This window comes from Streptomyces sp. NPDC101776 (assembly GCF_044766845.1).
Lineage (GTDB): Bacteria > Actinomycetota > Actinomycetes > Streptomycetales > Streptomycetaceae > Streptomyces.
Genome location: NZ_JBIWMV010000003.1, coordinates 624,366 through 641,238, shown reverse-complemented (window position 1 = coordinate 641,238; position 16,873 = coordinate 624,366). Strand labels below are relative to the sequence as shown.

The following is a 16,873-nucleotide window of genomic DNA, read 5'->3' as shown; positions in this document are numbered from 1 at the left end:
TCAGACCTCCGGAACCTGGACGGCGATGGTCCGGCCCCCGTTCTTCATGGACGTGATGGCGGCCTCGGCCACCGCGCCGGCCAGCAGACCGTCGCGCGCCGTGGCGAGTGGCGGCGGACCGCCAGTCGCCACGGCGTCGGTCCAGGCCTGGAGTTCGAGGCGGTAGGCGTCGGCGAACCGGGGCCGCCAGTCGGCCGGGTAGCCCTGGGAGCGGGTCCGGGCCGAGTCGGCGATCAGCCGGGCGGGATTGGCCAGGGCCAACGTGCCATGCTCGCCCACGACTTCGCAGCGGACGTCGTATCCGTACGTGGCGTTGAGGAACACCTCGACGGTCGTCAGGACACCGTCCGCGGTGCGCAGCAGCATCAGGTGCGGGTCGCGCAGCCCGGTCACCGCCGACGCGGAGCGCGAAGCATGCCAACTAACCTCCACGACAGTGGAGTCGAGCAGCCAGGGCACGGTGTCGAACTCATGGATCGCCGATCCGGTGATGCTCGACTCGTCAGTGGCCCCGGGCGCGGAGGAGACCCCTCGGCTGACGCAGTGCAGCAGCAGGGGCGCCCCGCAGGCGCCGACGGTCAGCGCCTCGCGCAGTTCCACGTAGGCCGGGTCGAAGCGGCGCATGAAACCCAGCGAGATCAGTGGTCGGCCGGTCCTTTGCTCCTCGCGCACGACACGGAGACATGCGCCGACGGTGGGTGCGAGAGGTTTCTCGCACAGTACGGGTTTTCCGGCCCGTACGGCCGCGATGGACAGGTCGGCGTGGGTGGAGTCGTGTGAGGCCACGACGACGGCGTCGACCTCCGGGTCGGCGATCACCGCGTACGGGTCGCCAGTGGCGCGGGCGCCCGGGAGGGCACCGGCGACGCCGGTGGCCCGTCCCTCGTCGAGGTCGGCGACCATGGTGACCACGGCGCCGGAGACATGACGATGCAGGGTCTTCGCGTGATCGGCGCCCATGTTGCCGGCGCCGATCACTCCGATCCGCAGGGTGCTCATGCCTCGGACCCGGCCTTGCTCGCAGAGGCCTTGAGGTCCGTCTCCTCGGGGAGTTCTTCGACGTCGACGCCGCGGACCTGGGACAACTCGTGCTTGAGGGCGGCGAGTTCGGTGCCGCCGGCCATGTGGTTGGTGAGCTCTTCGAGGGTGATGTCGCTGCGCTCGGCGGAGAGTTCCATCGTGCCCAGGCGCAGCACGCTGAAGTGGTCGCCGACCATGTAGGCGTGGTGGGGGTTGTGGGTGATGAAGATGACCCCGAGTCCGCGTTCGCGGGCCGCTGCCACGTACTTGAGGACCACACCGGACTGCTTGACGCCGAGGGCGGCGGTGGGTTCGTCGAGGATGAGGACGCGGGCGCCGAAGTAGACGGCGCGGGCGATGGCGACGCACTGGCGCTGGCCGCCGGAGAGGGTGCCGATGGGCTGGTCGAGGTTGTCCAGGACGATGCCCATGTTGCGCAGTTCCTCGTCCGCCGTCTTCTTCATCCGCTCGATGTCGAGGCGCCGGAACGGCCAGGGGCCGCTGGTCATCTCGGAGCCGAGGAAGAAGTTGCGCCACACCGGCATCAGCGGCACGACCGCCAGGTCCTGGTAGACCGTCGCGATGCCCTTGTCCAACGCCTGCCGGGGGGTGGTGAAGTGCACCGGTTCGCCGTCGACGAGGAACTCGCCCTCGGTGTGCTGGTGCAGCCCGGAGATGATTTTGATCAGCGTCGACTTGCCCGCACCGTTGTCACCCAGCACACAGGTCACCTGGCTCGGGCGAACGGCGAGGTCGACACCGTGCAGGGCACGGACGTTGCCGTACGACTTGCCCGCGTTGCGCAGTTGGACAAGCGGGTGGTCGCCGCCCTCGGGCACGGTGTCGGTCAGGATCGCACCGTGGGTGCTGGTCGTGTTGTCGGTCATGTAGGTCACCTCCGGGTCGCGGTGCGCTGCACCCACAGATTGATCAGGACGGCGCCGAGCAGCATCACGCCCAGGAACGCCTTGAACCAGTCGGGGTTCCAGCCGGCGTAGACGATGCCCTGCTGGACCATGCCGAACATGAACGCCCCGAAGACCGGGCCGATCGCGGAACCGGCGCCGCCGGTCAGCAGACAACCACCGATCACCGCCGCCGAGATGAAGATCAGCTCCTGGCCGACACCCTCACCGGACTGCACCGTGTTGAAGGAGAACAGCTGATGCATCCCGATGAACCAGGCGCCGAAGCCGACCAGCATGAACAGCGAGATCTTCGTGAACGCGACGGGGACACCGACGGCCCGCGCGGAGTCCTTGTTGCCGCCGACCGCGAAGATCCAGTTGCCGTACTTCGTGCGCAGCAGCACCCAGGTGGCGATGGCCGCGAACACCAGCCACCAAACGATGGTGATCTTCACCTGCGCGCCGCCGACGTCGAAGGACGACGCGAAGACCTTCTTGGCCTGGCCGAAGCCGTCCATGTTGCTGATGTCGTCGGTGGCGACGTTTCCGGTGACCAGTTTCGTCACGGCGAGGTTGACGCCCTGAAGGATCAGGAAGCTTCCCAGTGTGACCAGGAAGCTCGGCAGGCCGGTCTTGACCACCAGCCAGCCGTTGAGGAACCCGACCCCCAGCGACACCACCAGGGCGGCGATCACGCCGACCCACACGTTCGTGGTGAGCTGGTAGCTGAGCATGGCCGCGGTCAGCGCGGAGGTGATGACGGCGACACCGGCGGAGAGGTCGAACTCGCCGCCGATCATGAGCAGGGCGACCGGCAGGGCCATGATGCCGATGGTCGACGATCCGTAGAGGATGTTCGCCATCGATGCGCCGTCCCGCACCGGTGGAGCGGCGATCAGGAAGAACACGTACACGGCGGCGGCGCCGAGGAAGACACCCACCTCGGGGCGCGCCAACAGCCGCATCATCAGAGGCCGTTCAGCGGTGCGGCCATCTGTCGTCCGGGGGCCGGGGGCCGGCGGTGTGGTCACCGCCGGCTCAGCCTGTTGGGTCATGCTCATCACCGGGTTCCGTTGGCGGCGAACTTCGCCACCGCATCGACATTGGTCTTGTCGATGAAGGCCGGGCCCGTGAGGACGGGCGCACTGCTGCCACCGCTGAAGTTGCCGTTCGTCTTGTAGAGCCACAGGGCATCCACAGCCAAGTAGCCTTGCAGATAGGGCTGTTGGTCGACCGCGAACTCGATCGTGCCGTCCTGGATGGCCTTGACCAGATCCTTGTTGAGGTCGAAGGTGGCGAGCTTGGCCTTGCTGTTCGCGTCGGACAGCGACTGGACTGCCGTCAGTGCGATCGGGGCGCCCAGGGTCACCACCTGATCGATGGACTTGTCCTGCGTGAGCTTGGCGGTGAGCGTCGACTTCACCGACGGCATGTCCGTGCCGTTGACGTAGAGGATGTCGGTCTTGCCGCTGAAGCCCTTCTTCAAGCCGGCGCAGCGGGCCTCCAGGGCGACCTGGCCCTGTTCCTGGATGACGCAGAGGGCGTGCTTGGCGCCGAGTTGATTGAGGCGCTGGCCGAAGGCCTGGCCGGCGATGTTCTCGTCCTGGCCGAAGTACTCCAGCATGCCGAGCTTCTTCCAGTCACTGACACCGGAGTTGAAACCGACGACGGGGATGCCTGCCGTCTTGGCCTTGGCCACGACATCCTTCAGGGCGTCCGGCTTGGCAGCAGTGAGCGCGATGCCGTCGACCTTCTGGTCGATCGCGTTCTGCACCAGGTTGGCCTGGTTGCCGGCACTGGGGTCGCTGGAGTAGACGAGCTTGATGTTGTCCTTGGCGGCCGCGGCCTGGGCGCCCTTGCGGACCAGGTCCCAGAAGGTGTCGCCGGGGGAGGCGTGGGTGACCATGGCCACGGTCATGCGCGGGGTCGTGGCCTTGCCTGCCGAGGCGTCCGCACTTCCTTCCTCGGACTTCTTGCCGCCCGAGCTGCTGGAACAGCCGGCGGCGAGCAGGGTCCCGGCGAGGACGGTGGCGGTGAGAATGGCGGCTCGGTGGTTTCTGTGCATGTCCCTTGCACCTCGCTGTGCTTGTCGGGGTGGAGTCTGCGGTGAGCGGAACCGCGTCCGGCGGCGGCTGACGGGTGATTGCCGTGTGGCGACGCGGTGTGTGTCTGGGCCGTGCGTGGCGGCTCGTTCTTCTGTGGCAGCCGTAGGTGTGGACTGCCTGAGTAGCGACTGGAGCGCTTTAGTAGCGCGCTCTAGTTGGTGAGACTATGGAGCCGCCCTGCAGGGATGTCAACAGGTTTGTCAGGACGTACCAACAAAGTGTTCGGAATGGAATTGAGCAGCTGTTCGGGGCGCTCGCGGGGCTCCTGGCTCGTCCGACGACGCCGGGGGTTCGGTCCGGTATGTACCGGACGGTCTCGGTCGACGGCTGCAGCTTGCTGGGGGTGCTTGATTCGCGCAACCGGGCCTGGCTCGGACGGACAGCTCATCACGGCTATTCCACGCTGGAGTTGATGACGCTGGTCGAGACGGGGGCGGGATCCTGGATCGGTGAGTTTTCGGCCCCACCGACGAGGGCGAGACCGCATACACCGGCCGCCTGCTGCACCTTTTGAAGGCGGACATGCTGGTGCTGTGAGGCAAGGCCTTCGACGCCAACGCCTCCCTCGACGGGGTGATCGCGACCGGTGCCCAGGTACTGGGCCGGTGACCCAGCAATCGGTGCACCCCCCGTCCTGGCCCGACTCGCTGAGGGGTCTTACTTATCGGTGATCGGCACCGTCAAGGTCCGGATCATCGACGCGGAGATCACGGTGACCTGTGACGACAACACCGTGTTCACCGGCTCCTACCGGCTGGTCACCAGCCTGACCGACGCCCGCCGCTGTCCCGCTGTGGCGGTACCGCGTCCTACCACGAACGCTGGCTACACGAGAGCGCGTATTACGCGCTCTGCCACACGATCGCGGCTGGACGGAACTTCCGCTCGGGCGACCCTGCTGGCCTGAAGGAAGTGCTCATGGCCGTGGTCGGCGGCGTGGGCACGGTACTCGGACCCGTCGTCGGCGTGGGCGTCGCCTACTACGGACTCACCCGTCTGCTTCAGGAACAGCAGACGGGTGAGTCCGTAGTCATCGAAGGAATCCTGCTGATCCTGATCGTGCGCTTCGCCCCCGGTAGCCCGGCCTCTTTGCTAATCGGTACGGCTTCCAGCCGCTCGCCGCCGGGTCCCACCCGCCGTGACGGACACCGGCTCGGTGGTACGGCGAGTGGATCACAGGAGTTGCCGGGCCCCGCGCCGCCGACGCTGTTCGGCCGGGTTCGCGACCGGGGCGGCCAGCAACAGTCTTTGCGTGTAGGGGTGTTCGGGGCTCGTGGTGACGTCGCCTGCTGGGCCGGTCTCGACGATGTCGCCTCGGTGGATGACGCTCACGCGGTGGCTGATGTGCCGGATGACCGCGAGGTCGTGCGAGATGAACAGGTAGGCGACGCCGGTGCGCCGCTGGATGTCGATGAGCAGATCGAGGACGCGGGCCTGGGTGGTGAGGTCGAGCGCGGAGACCGGTTCGTCGCAGACGACGAGCCGTGGGGCGGGCGCGAGGGCGCGAGCGATCGCGACGCGCTGCCGTTGGCCGCCGCTGAACTCCCGCGGAAGTCGCTGCGAGGCGTCCTTCGGCAGTCCCACCTGGTCGAGCAACTCCGTGACCCGGGTCCGGGCCGCACTCGCGGCGGCACCCTGCACGATCAGCGGTTCGCTGAGGATGTCGCCGATGGTGAGGGCCGGGTTGAGGGAGGAGTACGGGTCCTGGAAGACCACCTGGATGTCCCGGGCCAGGGCGCGGCGCTCTTTCCGCCCGGCGTGGGTGATGTCGTGGCCCTGGAATCGGACTGTGCCTCCGCTGGGCGCCACCAGGCCGAGCACGGATCGGCCGATGGTCGTCTTGCCCGACCCCGACTCGCCTACGACACCCAGGGTCTCGCCCTGCCCCACGGTGAGCGAGACAGCGTGCAGGACCTCGTGGGGGCGGGCTCGGAAGCCCCGCCCCGGGTAGGTGACGCGCAGGTCGCTCACCTCCAGCAGTGTGGTCATCGGGTCTCCGTCTCGAGCACGTCCGCGGGGGCGGCCGGCGGGTCGGTGCGCAGTGCGGTCTCATCGAGGATCGCGTCCAGGAGCATGCGCGTGTAGGGGTGCTTCGGCGCGGCGAACAGCTCTTCCGCCGTGCCGGTTTCGACGACCGTGCCCTCTCGCATGACGGCGACGCGGCCGCAGATGTCCGCGACCACGCCGAAGTTGTGGGTCACGAGCAGCACAGCCATGTTCAGTTCCTGTTGGAGATCGCGCAGCAGATCGAGGATCTCCGCCTGGACGGTCACGTCGAGAGCGGTGGTCGGTTCGTCGGCGATGAGCAGCAGGGGACGGCTCGCCACGGCACCCGCGATGAGGACGCGCTGTGCCATGCCGCCGGAGATCTGGTGCGGGTAGGACCGGAAGGTGCGTTCGGGGTCGGGTATGCCGACCCGGGCGAGGAGCGCCAGGAGCCGTTTGCGGGCCTCGCCCCTCGACATGGGCGTCGCCGCGCGCAGGCCCTCCACGAGCTGTGCGCCCACCGTGGAGGACGGGTCCAGGTTGGACATGGGTTCCTGGGGGACGTAGGCGATGGATGTGCCTCGTACCGCGCGCAGTTCGCGCTCGCTCAGGCCGAGCAGCTCGCGGCCGTCGAGCCGGACCGAGCCGCGTGTGACGACCGCCTCCGCGGGCAGCACGCCGAGCGCGGCGAACGCGGTCTGTGTCTTGCCGGAGCCGGACTCGCCGACCAGACCGAGGGTCTCCCCGGCCGCCACGCTCAGGGTGACGCCGCTGACGACCTCCTTCAGTTCACCGTCGGGGCCCGGGTAGGCGATCGCCAGGTCGTCGACGGTGAGCAGTCCGGTGACGGCGTCCCCTTCCGCGGCCGGCGGCCGGTACCCGGTGGCGGTCACGATACGGACCGGCTTGGGGCGCCCGCCCTCCAAGGCATCCCGCAGCGAGTTCCCCAGGAGCACCAGCGAAGCGGTGATGATGCCGAGAACGAGGCTCGGCCACAGGAACTGAAGCGGCTCCTCGTACAAGTTGGTGAAGCCCTCGGAGATCATCGCGCCGAAGCTCGGCACGGTGTTCGAGCCGACGCCCAGGAAGGCCAGGCCCGACTGGACGGCGATGGAGGAACCGGCGAGGAACGCGGTGGCGATGATCACCGGGCCGCGCACCACGGCGAACACGTGCCGTCGCAGGATGCGGCGGTCGGGCAGTCCCGAGACCCGGGCGGCGTCGACGAAGAGCTCGTTCTTCACGCCGAGAACCAGATTGCGTACGAGCCGGTAGATGCCGGGGGAGAGCAGGACGCCGAAGACGACCATGGTGGCCCGGTAGTCGCCCTTGGTGACCGGCATCAGGATGATGAGTACGAGCAGTCCGGGGAACGTCATGACCAGGCTGAAGAGCCATTCGGTGACGCCGTGGACCCGCTTCCCGAAGTAGCCGCCGACCAGCCCGGACGTAATCCCGATCGCGAGGCCGATGCTCGCGCCGATGAGCGCCGAGACCACGCTCGTGTTGATGGAGAACAGCAGCCTGGCGAAGATGTCGCGGCCGCTCTTGTCCCCGCCGAGCAGGTAGCCGTGGTCGCCGACGCCGGCGTTGACGGCGTCCAGCTTCGCCTCGTTCGCACCGTGCTCGGTGAGGACGGGTGCGAGGAGCCCCAGCAGGACGACGACGATCAGCAGGCTCGCGCTGATGACGGCCTGCGGGTCGGCGATCAGGTGCCGGAGCGCCGAGCGGCGCCGCCCTTCCTTGTGTGTGGTGGTCAACTGACCGTCCTCGCCTTCGGGTTGAGCCAGCCGCCCAGCAGGTCGACGACGAGGTTGACGACCACGACGAGCAGCACGCCGAAGAGACTGATGCCCATGATGATCGGCACGTCGCCCTGCAGGGAGGCGTTGAACGCGTACTGCCCGAAGCCCGGCAGCGCGAAGATCTGCTCGATGATCAGGGCCCCGCCGAGCATCTGGATGAACTCCAGGGACAGCACCGTCAGGGCCGGACCCGCGGCGTTGCGCAGGGCGTGCCGCAGGACGATGGAGCGGGTGGGGATGCCCCGGGTGCGCAGGGTGCGGACGTAGTCCTTGTGCAGTTCGCCGATCATGGCGCCGCGGATCTGCGAGGTCAGGCTGGCGATCCCGCCCATCATCAGGGCGACCACCGGGATGGCGATGGAGCTGGCCCAGCGGCTCGGGCTCTCGCTGAAGGTGGTGTATCCGGTGGCCGGGAACACGTGCAACTTGACGGCGAACACGTAGACCAGTGCGATGGCGACGAGCAGGCTCGGGACGAGGTAGCCGATCATCGCGGCGCCCTGTGCGAACCGGTCGACGGCGCCGCCGCGCGCGGCGGCGGCCACCCCGAGGGCGACGCTGATGAGGGAGGTGGCGAGCAGCGCGACGACGACGATCGACAGGGTGACGCCGAGCCGGGCGGTGATGGCCGAGCGGACCGGTTCGCTGGTGAAGTACGAGGTGCCGAGGTCGCCGCGGACCGCGTGCGCGAGCCAGTCACCGTACTGCGCCGCCAAGGGGCGGTCGAGGCCCATCTGTGCCTTCTGGGCGGCGATCTGGTGCGGGGTGGCGCCGTTGCCGAGGACACTGCTCGCGACATCGTCGAAGGATGTGCTGAGCAGTGTGAACGTGATCATGGTCACCAGGACCGCGAGCACGAGGCCCGCAGTCAGGCGACGCAGCACATAGAGCGTCATGGTGGACTGCTCACCCGCCGGACTGCGAGGAGCCGGCCACGCCGAACTGGCGGATGGTGGCCATGGTGGAGGAGCCGTCACCGAGATAGGTGATGCCCTTCTTGGTGGCCCAGTCGGTACCGAGGTAGAAGACGGGCGCCAGCCACGCCTGCTCGACGCCGAACTGGTTGATCTCCCGGTAGATCCCGGCGGACTTCGCGGGGTCGAGTTCCCGGGAGGCCTGGCCGAGCAGGTCGGTCAGCTTCGGGTCGGTGGAGCGGAAGACGTTGCGGAAGCCGGCCGGGGTGTAGAAGCTGCGGGTCATGACGGCGTCGGAGGCGAGGCCCTCCACGAGCAGGAACATCGGGTACTTGCCCGAGGCGACGGCGGTGGTGGTCTGCTGCGCGGGCACCGGCTCCCAGGTCACCTTGACGCCGATGTCGGCGAGGGCCTGGGTGAAGATCGGCTCGAAACTCTTGGTGAAGACGAGGCTCGGCATGGTGACGGAGAACCCCTTGGGGTAGCCGGCGTTGGCGAGGAGCTTCTTGGCCCCGGCGACGTCATAGGGGTACAGCTTGTTGAGCGATTCGTCGTAAGCCCCGCCCTGCGGGTTGAACAACTGGTCGGTGGCCTTGCCGGATCCCCGCAGCATCTGGGTGACGATCTTCTGTCGGTCGAAGGCCATGTTGATGGCCTTGCGTACGCGCAGGTCGCCGAGCGGCTTCAGCTTGCTGCCCGCGCGGTCGCCGAGGACGAGGAAGGCGCCCGCGGTGGCCTGCACGTGCGAGATCTGGAAGCCGGCCGCCTTGATCGCGGAGATCTGAGAGACGTCGACGGTACCGGCGTTGGTCTCGCCCGCCTTGAGGGCGTTGGCCGAGGCGGTCGGGTCGGTGATCACGCGGATCTTGACCGTCTTGAACGGATACGCCTTCCTGTTCCAGTAGTCGTCGCGCTTCTTGAGGACGTAGACCGAGCCGTTGACCGTGGTTTTGGTGTCGAGGGTGTAGGGACCCGAGCCGACCGGGTTCAGGATGGAGCTCTTCGCAGCCATCGTCTTCGGGTCGCCGATCACGCCGGGCGATGTCGACAGCGCGGCGAGCAGCGAGGCGTCGGGCCGCTTGAGCTTGATGAGGACCGTCGCGGGGTCGGGGGTCTCGACCGAGGAGACGGAGGCCAGCGACAGCTGGCTCTGCCCGGGTGTCGACCGGATCCGCTCCAGGGTGGCCTTCACCGCGTTCGCGTCGACGGGATCGCCGGAGCTGAACTTCATGCCCTGGCGGATCTTCAGCGTGAGGGCGAGACCGTCCTTCGAGTACGACCAGCTCTGGGCCGCGCCGGGGTGGAGTACGCCCTTGTTGTCCTGGAGGAGCAGCGTGTCGAAGATCGAATCCCAGACGTAGGTCTGCTGGCCCTCGATGAGCTGGGCGGGGTCGAACGAGTTGGGCGTGCCGAGGATGGACAGCGAGAGGGTCGCGTCGGCGCCGGAGCTCGACGTGGCGGCCGGGGCGGTGTCACACGCGGCTGTGGCTGTTGCCAGCAGGGTGACGGTCACGGCGGCGGCAAGGGCCTGTGAGCGCTGTCGTGGCCGTGGCGTGGGCCGGGAATGCGAGAAGCGGATACGCATGGGCGGATTCCTTCGTCCTGGAACCTGAAGAGCCGAGGCCTTCGTCAGTGCGTCGGTATGTGGGCGTGGTCATGCATGGGGTGCACGAGTTGGCCGATGCACATGTGGGGGTGTGCGGCGGAGCCCCGTGAGGCCGGCATGCGGGTGGTGCACAGGGACGGTGGAGCGGTCGCGGATCCGCCGGTGGGTCCCGTCATGTGAACAGTTACCACGTGGTTGAATTTCACTCGGAAGGTAAGCCCCGGCGGAAGGCGCGGGAAGATGGGAGGCCTCGTTCGTAATCAGAGCGTTACCTGGCGCGAAATCGTCGCGCCCCGCCCCTTGCGCTCGCGGCGGTCGCCGCCCACACTCCGGGCAGGCAATGAAAATCTAAGGCTTGGAAGGTTTTTGTAGCGTCATGCGGGATCCGGGAAGAGGAAGCGCACTGTGACCCAGGCCAAGGCCCGCGGCCCGTACACCAAGACCCCCGCCAGACGGGCCGAGATCGTCCGGGCGGCTCGCGAGAGCTTCGCGGAACACGGATTCACGAAGGCTTCGCTGCGCGACATCGCCGAACGAGCCGGCATCACCCACGCCGGGTTGCTGCATCACTTCCGCAACAAGGACGACCTGCTGGCCGCCGTGCTCGCCGAACGCGATGCCGAGGAACGGCGGTACGCCGAGGCGCAGGTGTCCGACATGGACCATCTCGCGCCCTACCTCGGCGACATGCTGCGCCACCACCAGAAGGCCCCCGAACTGATGCGCCTGTGGATCGAGCTCGCGGCGGCCGCCTCCCGCCCGGAGCACCCCGCGCACGGCTACTTCGCGCAGCGCTACGCCTGGGGACGCGACCAGTTCGCCCGGGGCATGCTCGGGAAGGACGAACGCGGCGAACTCCATGCGGCGCTCTGCCCCGACCACGCTGCCACCCTGCTGCAAGCCGTGCTCAACGGCCTTCAGTTGCAGTGGCTGCTCGACCAGGAGCTCGACATCGTCGGCCCGATCCGGTCCTTCATGCGTATGACCTTCCCGCGGACCCGTAGACCCGCGGAACCTGAGGACGAAGTATGAGTCCCGGCATCCTCGCCGTTCAGCTGTACAGCGTGATCGAGGCTCTGCAAGCCGACCGCCCCGGTACCCTCTCGCGCCTTGCCGCGCTCGGCTTCCGCCATGTCGTGCCGTTCGCCCTCGGCCTGTGGAGCACGCCTCCTGACGAACTGGCGTCCTCCGCACGCGCGTTGCGGGCGGATCTGGACGAGGCGAATCTCGGCGTCAGCGCGGTGCACATCGCTGTCTCGGCCGACAGCCAGGCGTCCGCGATCGAGACCTGCCGCATCCTCGGCATGGACACCGCCTTCGTGCCGATTCCGTGGCTCGTGGACGGCTTCGACGTGCGGGCCCTGGAGAGCCACGACGGCATACGCGCCTTCGCCGGCCGTCTCAACGCGGCCGCACGGGAACTGGCCGGAGCGGGGATCCGGCTCGGGTACCACAACCATCACTTCGAATGGGCCCGGCTGCCCGAACGCCGAGGAGACGGTGGACAGGATGTGAGGTCTGTGCCGGTCCGGTCCGGTCCGGGCTTGCGCGTGACCGGCCGACGCCGTACATGACCGCCCGTCGCCGCCGCACCCGGTGGACGGATTTGGTCGTCTGACCCCAGCCTGCTGTCCGCTGTGCGCCTGCGTCGTACAGGTCGGACGACCGCGACGCGCGTGCGTCGGCGCGGACGGGTAGATCGTCGCGGGACGACGGCGCCTGGTGGCTGATCGGGACGTCCCCGCCTCCGACGAGGGAGACGCCACCGCGCATCAGCAGGGTATGAGCGTTATTCCCCCTGAACGTGCTGGTCATGGGGCTGGCACGGGTGGTGTGGGCGGATCACCACAGGGGTGGGTTCAATGATGAGAGATCGGCTTTGGACAGTCGGCCGTGCACGCCCTTGACGCCGTCCACCACCTGGGAGACATGGAAGTCGGCGGCGGCGCTGAGGTAGGCCAGGCCGACCGGGCCCGGCACGGCGTACCGGTCGGTGAGCAGGGTCAGGGCGTCGCGGACGGCGTGCCGCATCGCCTCGTCGAGGTCAGGGTCGAGGCCCAGGACGAGGTGTTCCGTCTCCGTCTCGGCGAAGGGGGCGCGCAGCCGGGCGGCCAGCGACCGGGTGGCGCGGTCGGTGTGCAGAGTCAGCCGCAGGGTCGCGCGCAGTGGTGCTTCGAAGGCGGTGAGTGCCACCTCTCCGTCGCCCTGGGAGAAGTGCGGGTCGCCCGCGTAGAAGAGGGCGCCGGGCACCTGGACGGGCAGGAAGAGGCGGGCGCCGGTGCCGAGATGGCGGACGTCGAGGTTGCCGCCGTGGCGGCCGGGCGGCACCGAGTGAACGGCCGCTTCGGTGGCGGGGGCCACGCCCATGATGCCCAGGAAGGGGCGCAGCGGGAACGAGAGATGGCGGCCGTCGCCCGTGGGCAGCCGTCCGAGTCCGCCCGCGTCGACGGTCGCGACGAGACTGACGGTGGGCGCGGGGGCGTCGGGCGGTGCTCCGGCGGGAAGCAGGGGGTATTCGCCGGGCAGCGCGCCTTTGCCGTGGCGGTTGCTGATCACTCCGTACGGGGCTCTGCGGCGCAGTTGTAGCACCTCGATCTCCAGTACGTCGCCCGGCCGGGCGCCGCGCAGCGCCACGGGTCCGGTGACCACATGCGGTCCGTGCACGGCGGGGTCGTGGTCGCGGGCGGAAGCGGCCAGTTCGACGGCGTCCTGGAGCAGGCCCGCCGCGGGGATGCCGGCGGCGGCGAAGAAGGCGGTGGGGTCACGGCCCTGGTCGGCGAGGATCCCCTCGTGGCTGATGGTGTCGACGGTGACGGTCTCGCCGGAGCCGACGGTCAGGACGGGCTCGGCCGTGGCGTTGGGCAGGTGCCCCCAGTGCACGAGCCCGGGGTCGGCGGTGAGGTAGTGGTCGCCGTCGACGGGGCCCCGGCCGGGCTGGAGCATGTTCAGCACGGCGCGCTCGCAGCGGTCGCCAGACCCCGGCTCAGGGCGTCGGCGGCGAGGGTGAACCCGAAGCACTGACGGACGTTGTAGAGGGTGGCGTCCATGCAGAAGGCCGGGGAGGTGGTCGCGGTGGCCCCCTCGACGAGCAGCACGTCGTAGCCGAGGTTCGCCGCGTCCATGAGGGTGGCCAGGACGCACTGGTCGGCGTTGACCCCGGCGAACAGCAGGCTGTCGACGCGCAGGTTGCGCAGGACGCTGTCGAGTTCGGTGTCCTGGAAGCCGCTCATCCGGTACTTGCCGACGTGCAGGTCCTCCTCGGCGGCTTCGAGCCCGGCGACCACGGCCGCCGACGGGCTGCCCCGCTCCAGTACGCGGCCGAGGCCGGAGGCCAGCGGGGCGCCGATGCCCGCGCCGGTGCCGTCCGGGTCGTACACGTGAAGGACACCGGGCGGCAGGTTGGCCCGGTCCGGCCGGTTGCCCCAGTTGAGCCAGACGACGGGGACGCCGGCGGCCCGCAGGCGGGGCAACAGACCGGCGAGGACGGGGATGGGAGCGCGGGCTGGACCGACGTCGACGCCGATGGAGGCAAGCCAGCCGTCCGGGTGGCAGAAGTCGTTCTGCATGTCGACGACGATCAGCGCGGTCGCCGCGAGGTCGACGACCACCGTCCGGGGCAGGGCCTCCAGGGTGGCCGTGCGGGGCGGCCGCGTGGTGCGCGCCAGACGCACGCTCCCGGGCTCCGCCCGCCAGGCGTTGCGGGTGTTGGGGCCGATCAGGCCCTGGGACGGGGTCAACGTCACATGCTCCTTCGTCTCGTGGCGTTCAGTGCGTGGCGAGCGACAGCAGGGCGAGATCGGTGTCGCGTGCCCCGACCAGGCACAGGCCCACCGGCAGCCCGCGCACCCGCAGGCGGGGCAGGGCGACCGACGGCAACCCGGCGATCGAGGCCAGGCACGTCAGCCGCAGGGTGGCCGCCCGTACGGCCTCCACCTCCCGCGGTCCGGCGTCGGTCGGCGGGGCGCTGCCGCCGGTCGCCGGGAGCAGCAGGGCGGTGTCCGGCGGCAGGGCGACGCCGAGGTGGGCGCGGGCCTCGGCCAGCGTCTTTTCCGCCGCCCCGAGCCCCTCCGCCGGCACGTCCCGCCCGGCGGCGAACCGGGCCTCGACCTCCGGGGCGAGGGCGCCGGGATGCTTGTCGATCCAGGCGCCGTGCTGTCGCCACGCCTGGGCCGCCTGCACCGTACGGAAGGCGTCCAGCCAGTCGTCCAGGTCGTCGGTGGCCACGGCGATCCGGTCGGCCGCGGGCAGCCCGGCACGGAGGGCCAGGGCCCGGCAGGCTGCCGTGAAGGAGGCCTGGACCTCGGGTTCGGCGAGGGCGGTGAGCCGGTCGTCCACGACCAGGTGGCGGACCGGTCGCGCGTCGGTCCGCTTCAGCAGCACTCCGGCCGCGGTACGCAGCAGGCCGGGGTCGCGGGCCAACAGCCCCGCCGTGTCGAACGAGGGTGCCAGCGCCAGCAGGCCACCGGTCGGCACAGTCCCGTGGGTGGGTCTCCAGCCGTACAGCCCGCAGTAGGAGGCGGGCACGCGGATGGAGCCCGCGGTATCGGTGGCCAGGCCCAGGTCGGCCCAGCCGTGGGCGACCGCGGAGGCGGGGCCGCCACTGGATCCACCGGGGATGCGGCCGGGCGCGGCCGGATTGGGCGCGGTGCCGTAGTGGACGTTGGCGCCGGAGAGGCTGAAGGCGAGCTCGTCGGTGTGGGCGATGCCGGCGATGTCGGCTCCGGCGTCCAGCAGGAGACGTACCGCCTGAGCATGTGTCTCTTCCACAGCCGCCTCGGCGAGCCAGGCCGGGTTGCCCGCCCCGGTCCGGTGGCGGGCGACGGCGAAGAGGTCCTTGACCGCGATCCGGACACCGGACAGGGGGCCGTCCGGCGCTCCCGCGACCAGCGGTTCGCCGGTCCTGCGCCATACCGCCCCGGCACCGGAGCCAGGGGCCTGGACCGTCCGCCCCGGTACGGCGCTGACGTGAGCGGCACGGATCCGCCAGCCCTCCGGGCTGCGCTGCCAGACCTGGGTCTGCAGGCCGCGTGAGCCGTCGGCGCGCAGGGTCTCGGCGGTGAGCACGGCCAGGTCCGGGGCGAGTCGTACCTCGTGGACCCGTTCCACGGTGCGCGGTGGGGCGCCGCCGGTGCGGGTGCGCCGGAAGTCGGCGATCGCGGCGGGTCCGGTCAGCACGATGTCGCCTTCGGCGCGCAGGGTGTCGGGGGAGTCGCCGAACCAGTGGTCGAGGGCCGTCAGGTCGTCGGCGGCCAGCGCCGCCTCGTACGACCAGAAGGCGTTCAGCAGGTCGTCCATCAGGCCGACGCTCGCAGTACGGCGAGATCCCGCTCGTCGAGTACGGCGGCCGGGCCGCGCTCGATCAGGTCGGCGAAGCCCTCGTCGGGGGCCATGACGGTGAGGGTGTAGAGGCGTTCGGTGGCGGAGGTGTTGGTGATGCGGTGCTTGGAGCCGACGGGCAGGACCAGGATGTCTCCCGGCGCGAGGTCGCGTTCGTGCTCGTCGCTGACGGCGCGGCCGCGGCCGGCCAGGACGACGAAGGTCTCGACGGACTCGGGGTGCCAGTTGACCGGCTGTGCGCCGCCGGGCTCCCAGATCTCGAAGACGACGGTGGTGGGGGACCCGTCGCGGGGTCCGGTCAGGACCGCGAGTTTGACGGTGTCGCCCGCGGTGATGTGGTGCGCGGTGATCTCGCGCAGCGGCTTGTGCAGCGGCGGGACGGGCATGGTGGACGAACTCCTCGTGAAGGTCAGGGGGCTGGGCTGAAGCGGGCGCACTCGCGCAACGCGGCGGCCGCGTCCGCCACGGCGCTCTCGACGAACTTGCGGCCGAGTTCGGCGGTGGCCTCGGTCGGGTCACCGATCACGCCGGTGCCGGTGCGGAAGTCGTCGCTGGTCCAGCCGAAGGACACCCGCTTGCCGAAGCCGATGTGTTCGTAGGCGGTGAGGTGTTCGGGGACGCTGCGCCGCGCCTGGCTCATGTCGACCAGGTCCGGGTGGAGATGGAGCATGGCGGAGGTTTCCTTGAGTCCGCCGTGCACGCCGAGTCCGAGTTCGCCGGCCGGGGACGTGCCGCCCTGGTCGGCGGGGAGGGAGGCGTGCAGGAGGAAGGTGAACAGGCCGTACTTGACCCGCAGTTCGCGCAGGGCCACGCTCAGCAGGGCGCTGTTGCCGCCGTGTGCGTTGAGGAAGGCCAGGCGGCGCACGGGACCGGCGGCCAGGGAGCGGCCGATGTCGTCGAGCACCGCGAACAGGGTGCTCGCGCTGAGCCACAACGTGCCGGCGGACCAGGCGTGTTCGTCGGACTTGGCGTAGGCCAGACCGGGCAGCAGTGTGATCTCGCGGTCCGCGCCCGCCGCCCGCGCCGCCCCTTCGGCGACCGCTTCGGCCATGAAGTAGTCGGTGGCGACGGGCAGATGGGGGCCGTGCTGTTCGATCGCGCCGACCGGGAGGACGGCCACGGTGTCGGGGGACAGGCCGGTGACGGCCGGTCCGCTGAGGTCGGTGAAGCGGGTGAAGGTCATGGCGTGTCT

16 protein-coding genes are annotated in these 16,873 nt (G+C 69.7%); 3 read left to right on the top strand and 13 right to left on the bottom strand.

The features are described 5' to 3' along the window. The 4 genes from ACIRRY_RS14570 to ACIRRY_RS14555 are packed head-to-tail and all read right to left on the bottom strand — an operon-like array spanning nt 1 to nt 3,993. Nucleotides 1–999, bottom strand: a complete 999-nt coding sequence (locus ACIRRY_RS14570; protein WP_403972026.1) for a Gfo/Idh/MocA family oxidoreductase — start codon at nt 997–999, stop codon at nt 1–3. After that, nucleotides 996–1,907: an ATP-binding cassette domain-containing protein gene (locus ACIRRY_RS14565; RefSeq protein WP_403972024.1), complete on the bottom strand. Its 912-nt coding sequence runs from the start codon at nt 1,905–1,907 to the stop codon at nt 996–998. The genes ACIRRY_RS14570 and ACIRRY_RS14565 overlap by 4 nt, the downstream gene beginning before the upstream one ends. Nucleotides 1,908–1,912: 5 nt before the next feature. Beyond that, nucleotides 1,913–2,989: an ABC transporter permease gene (locus ACIRRY_RS14560; RefSeq protein ID WP_403972022.1), complete on the bottom strand. Its 1,077-nt coding sequence runs from the start codon at nt 2,987–2,989 to the stop codon at nt 1,913–1,915. Further along, the gene (locus ACIRRY_RS14555) at nt 2,989–3,993 is read right to left on the bottom strand and encodes a sugar ABC transporter substrate-binding protein (protein WP_403972020.1); all 1,005 of its coding nucleotides are present in this window, start codon (nt 3,991–3,993) and stop codon (nt 2,989–2,991) included. The genes ACIRRY_RS14560 and ACIRRY_RS14555 overlap by 1 nt, the downstream gene beginning before the upstream one ends. A gap of 707 nt (nt 3,994–4,700) precedes the next feature. On the opposite strand from ACIRRY_RS14555, the gene ACIRRY_RS14550 reads away from it, so the two are divergent. Beyond that, nucleotides 4,701–4,940, top strand: a complete 240-nt coding sequence (locus ACIRRY_RS14550; protein WP_403972018.1) for a hypothetical protein — start codon at nt 4,701–4,703, stop codon at nt 4,938–4,940. 266 nt (nt 4,941–5,206) lie between these two features. On the opposite strand, the gene ACIRRY_RS14545 is transcribed toward ACIRRY_RS14550, so the two are convergent. From ACIRRY_RS14545 to ACIRRY_RS14530, 4 genes are read right to left on the bottom strand one after another with little or no spacing between them, the layout of a single operon-like run. Beyond that, nucleotides 5,207–6,022, bottom strand: a complete 816-nt coding sequence (locus ACIRRY_RS14545; RefSeq protein ID WP_403972016.1) for an ATP-binding cassette domain-containing protein — start codon at nt 6,020–6,022, stop codon at nt 5,207–5,209. Next, nucleotides 6,019–7,779: an ATP-binding cassette domain-containing protein gene (locus ACIRRY_RS14540; RefSeq protein WP_403972014.1), complete on the bottom strand. Its 1,761-nt coding sequence runs from the start codon at nt 7,777–7,779 to the stop codon at nt 6,019–6,021. The genes ACIRRY_RS14545 and ACIRRY_RS14540 overlap by 4 nt, the downstream gene beginning before the upstream one ends. Continuing rightward, nucleotides 7,776–8,720, bottom strand: a complete 945-nt coding sequence (locus tag ACIRRY_RS14535; RefSeq protein WP_403972012.1) for an ABC transporter permease — start codon at nt 8,718–8,720, stop codon at nt 7,776–7,778. Before ACIRRY_RS14535 ends, ACIRRY_RS14540 begins: the two co-directional genes overlap by 4 nt. Nucleotides 8,721–8,730: 10 nt before the next feature. Next, nucleotides 8,731–10,323, bottom strand: a complete 1,593-nt coding sequence (locus ACIRRY_RS14530; RefSeq protein ID WP_403972010.1) for an ABC transporter substrate-binding protein — start codon at nt 10,321–10,323, stop codon at nt 8,731–8,733. Between the two features lie 426 nt (nt 10,324–10,749). Here ACIRRY_RS14530 and ACIRRY_RS14525 point away from each other — a divergent pair, with 426 nt between their 5' ends. Both ACIRRY_RS14525 and ACIRRY_RS14520 read left to right on the top strand, forming a co-directional pair. Then, entirely contained in the window at nt 10,750–11,376 is a 627-nt protein-coding gene (locus ACIRRY_RS14525; RefSeq protein WP_403972008.1) for a TetR/AcrR family transcriptional regulator, read from the top strand. After that, complete coding sequence (locus tag ACIRRY_RS14520) at nt 11,373–11,918, top strand: sugar phosphate isomerase/epimerase family protein (protein ID WP_403972006.1); 546 nt, start codon at nt 11,373–11,375, stop codon at nt 11,916–11,918. The genes ACIRRY_RS14525 and ACIRRY_RS14520 overlap by 4 nt, the downstream gene beginning before the upstream one ends. 268 nt (nt 11,919–12,186) lie before the next feature. Here ACIRRY_RS14520 and ACIRRY_RS14515 read toward each other — a convergent pair whose 3' ends face one another. Genes ACIRRY_RS14515 through ACIRRY_RS14495 form a run of 5 tightly spaced genes read right to left on the bottom strand, consistent with a single transcriptional unit; the run spans nt 12,187 to nt 16,864 of the window. Continuing rightward, a complete protein-coding gene (locus ACIRRY_RS14515; RefSeq protein ID WP_403972004.1) occupies nt 12,187–13,287 on the bottom strand; it encodes an acetamidase/formamidase family protein in 1,101 nt (366 codons plus the stop codon). Nucleotides 13,288–13,289: 2 nt separating this feature from the next. Further along, nucleotides 13,290–14,081, bottom strand: coding sequence for a cysteine hydrolase family protein (locus tag ACIRRY_RS14510; protein ID WP_403972002.1), 792 nt, complete (start codon nt 14,079–14,081; stop codon nt 13,290–13,292). 28 nt (nt 14,082–14,109) lie between these two features. Continuing rightward, the gene (locus ACIRRY_RS14505; protein ID WP_403972000.1) at nt 14,110–15,639 is read right to left on the bottom strand and encodes an amidase; all 1,530 of its coding nucleotides are present in this window, start codon (nt 15,637–15,639) and stop codon (nt 14,110–14,112) included. Continuing rightward, a complete protein-coding gene (locus ACIRRY_RS14500) occupies nt 15,639–16,067 on the bottom strand; it encodes a cupin domain-containing protein (RefSeq protein WP_403971998.1) in 429 nt (142 codons plus the stop codon). The genes ACIRRY_RS14505 and ACIRRY_RS14500 overlap by 1 nt, the downstream gene beginning before the upstream one ends. Nucleotides 16,068–16,090: 23 nt before the next feature. Continuing rightward, nucleotides 16,091–16,864: a creatininase family protein gene (locus tag ACIRRY_RS14495; protein ID WP_403971996.1), complete on the bottom strand. Its 774-nt coding sequence runs from the start codon at nt 16,862–16,864 to the stop codon at nt 16,091–16,093. Nucleotides 16,865–16,873 lie beyond the last annotated feature (9 nt).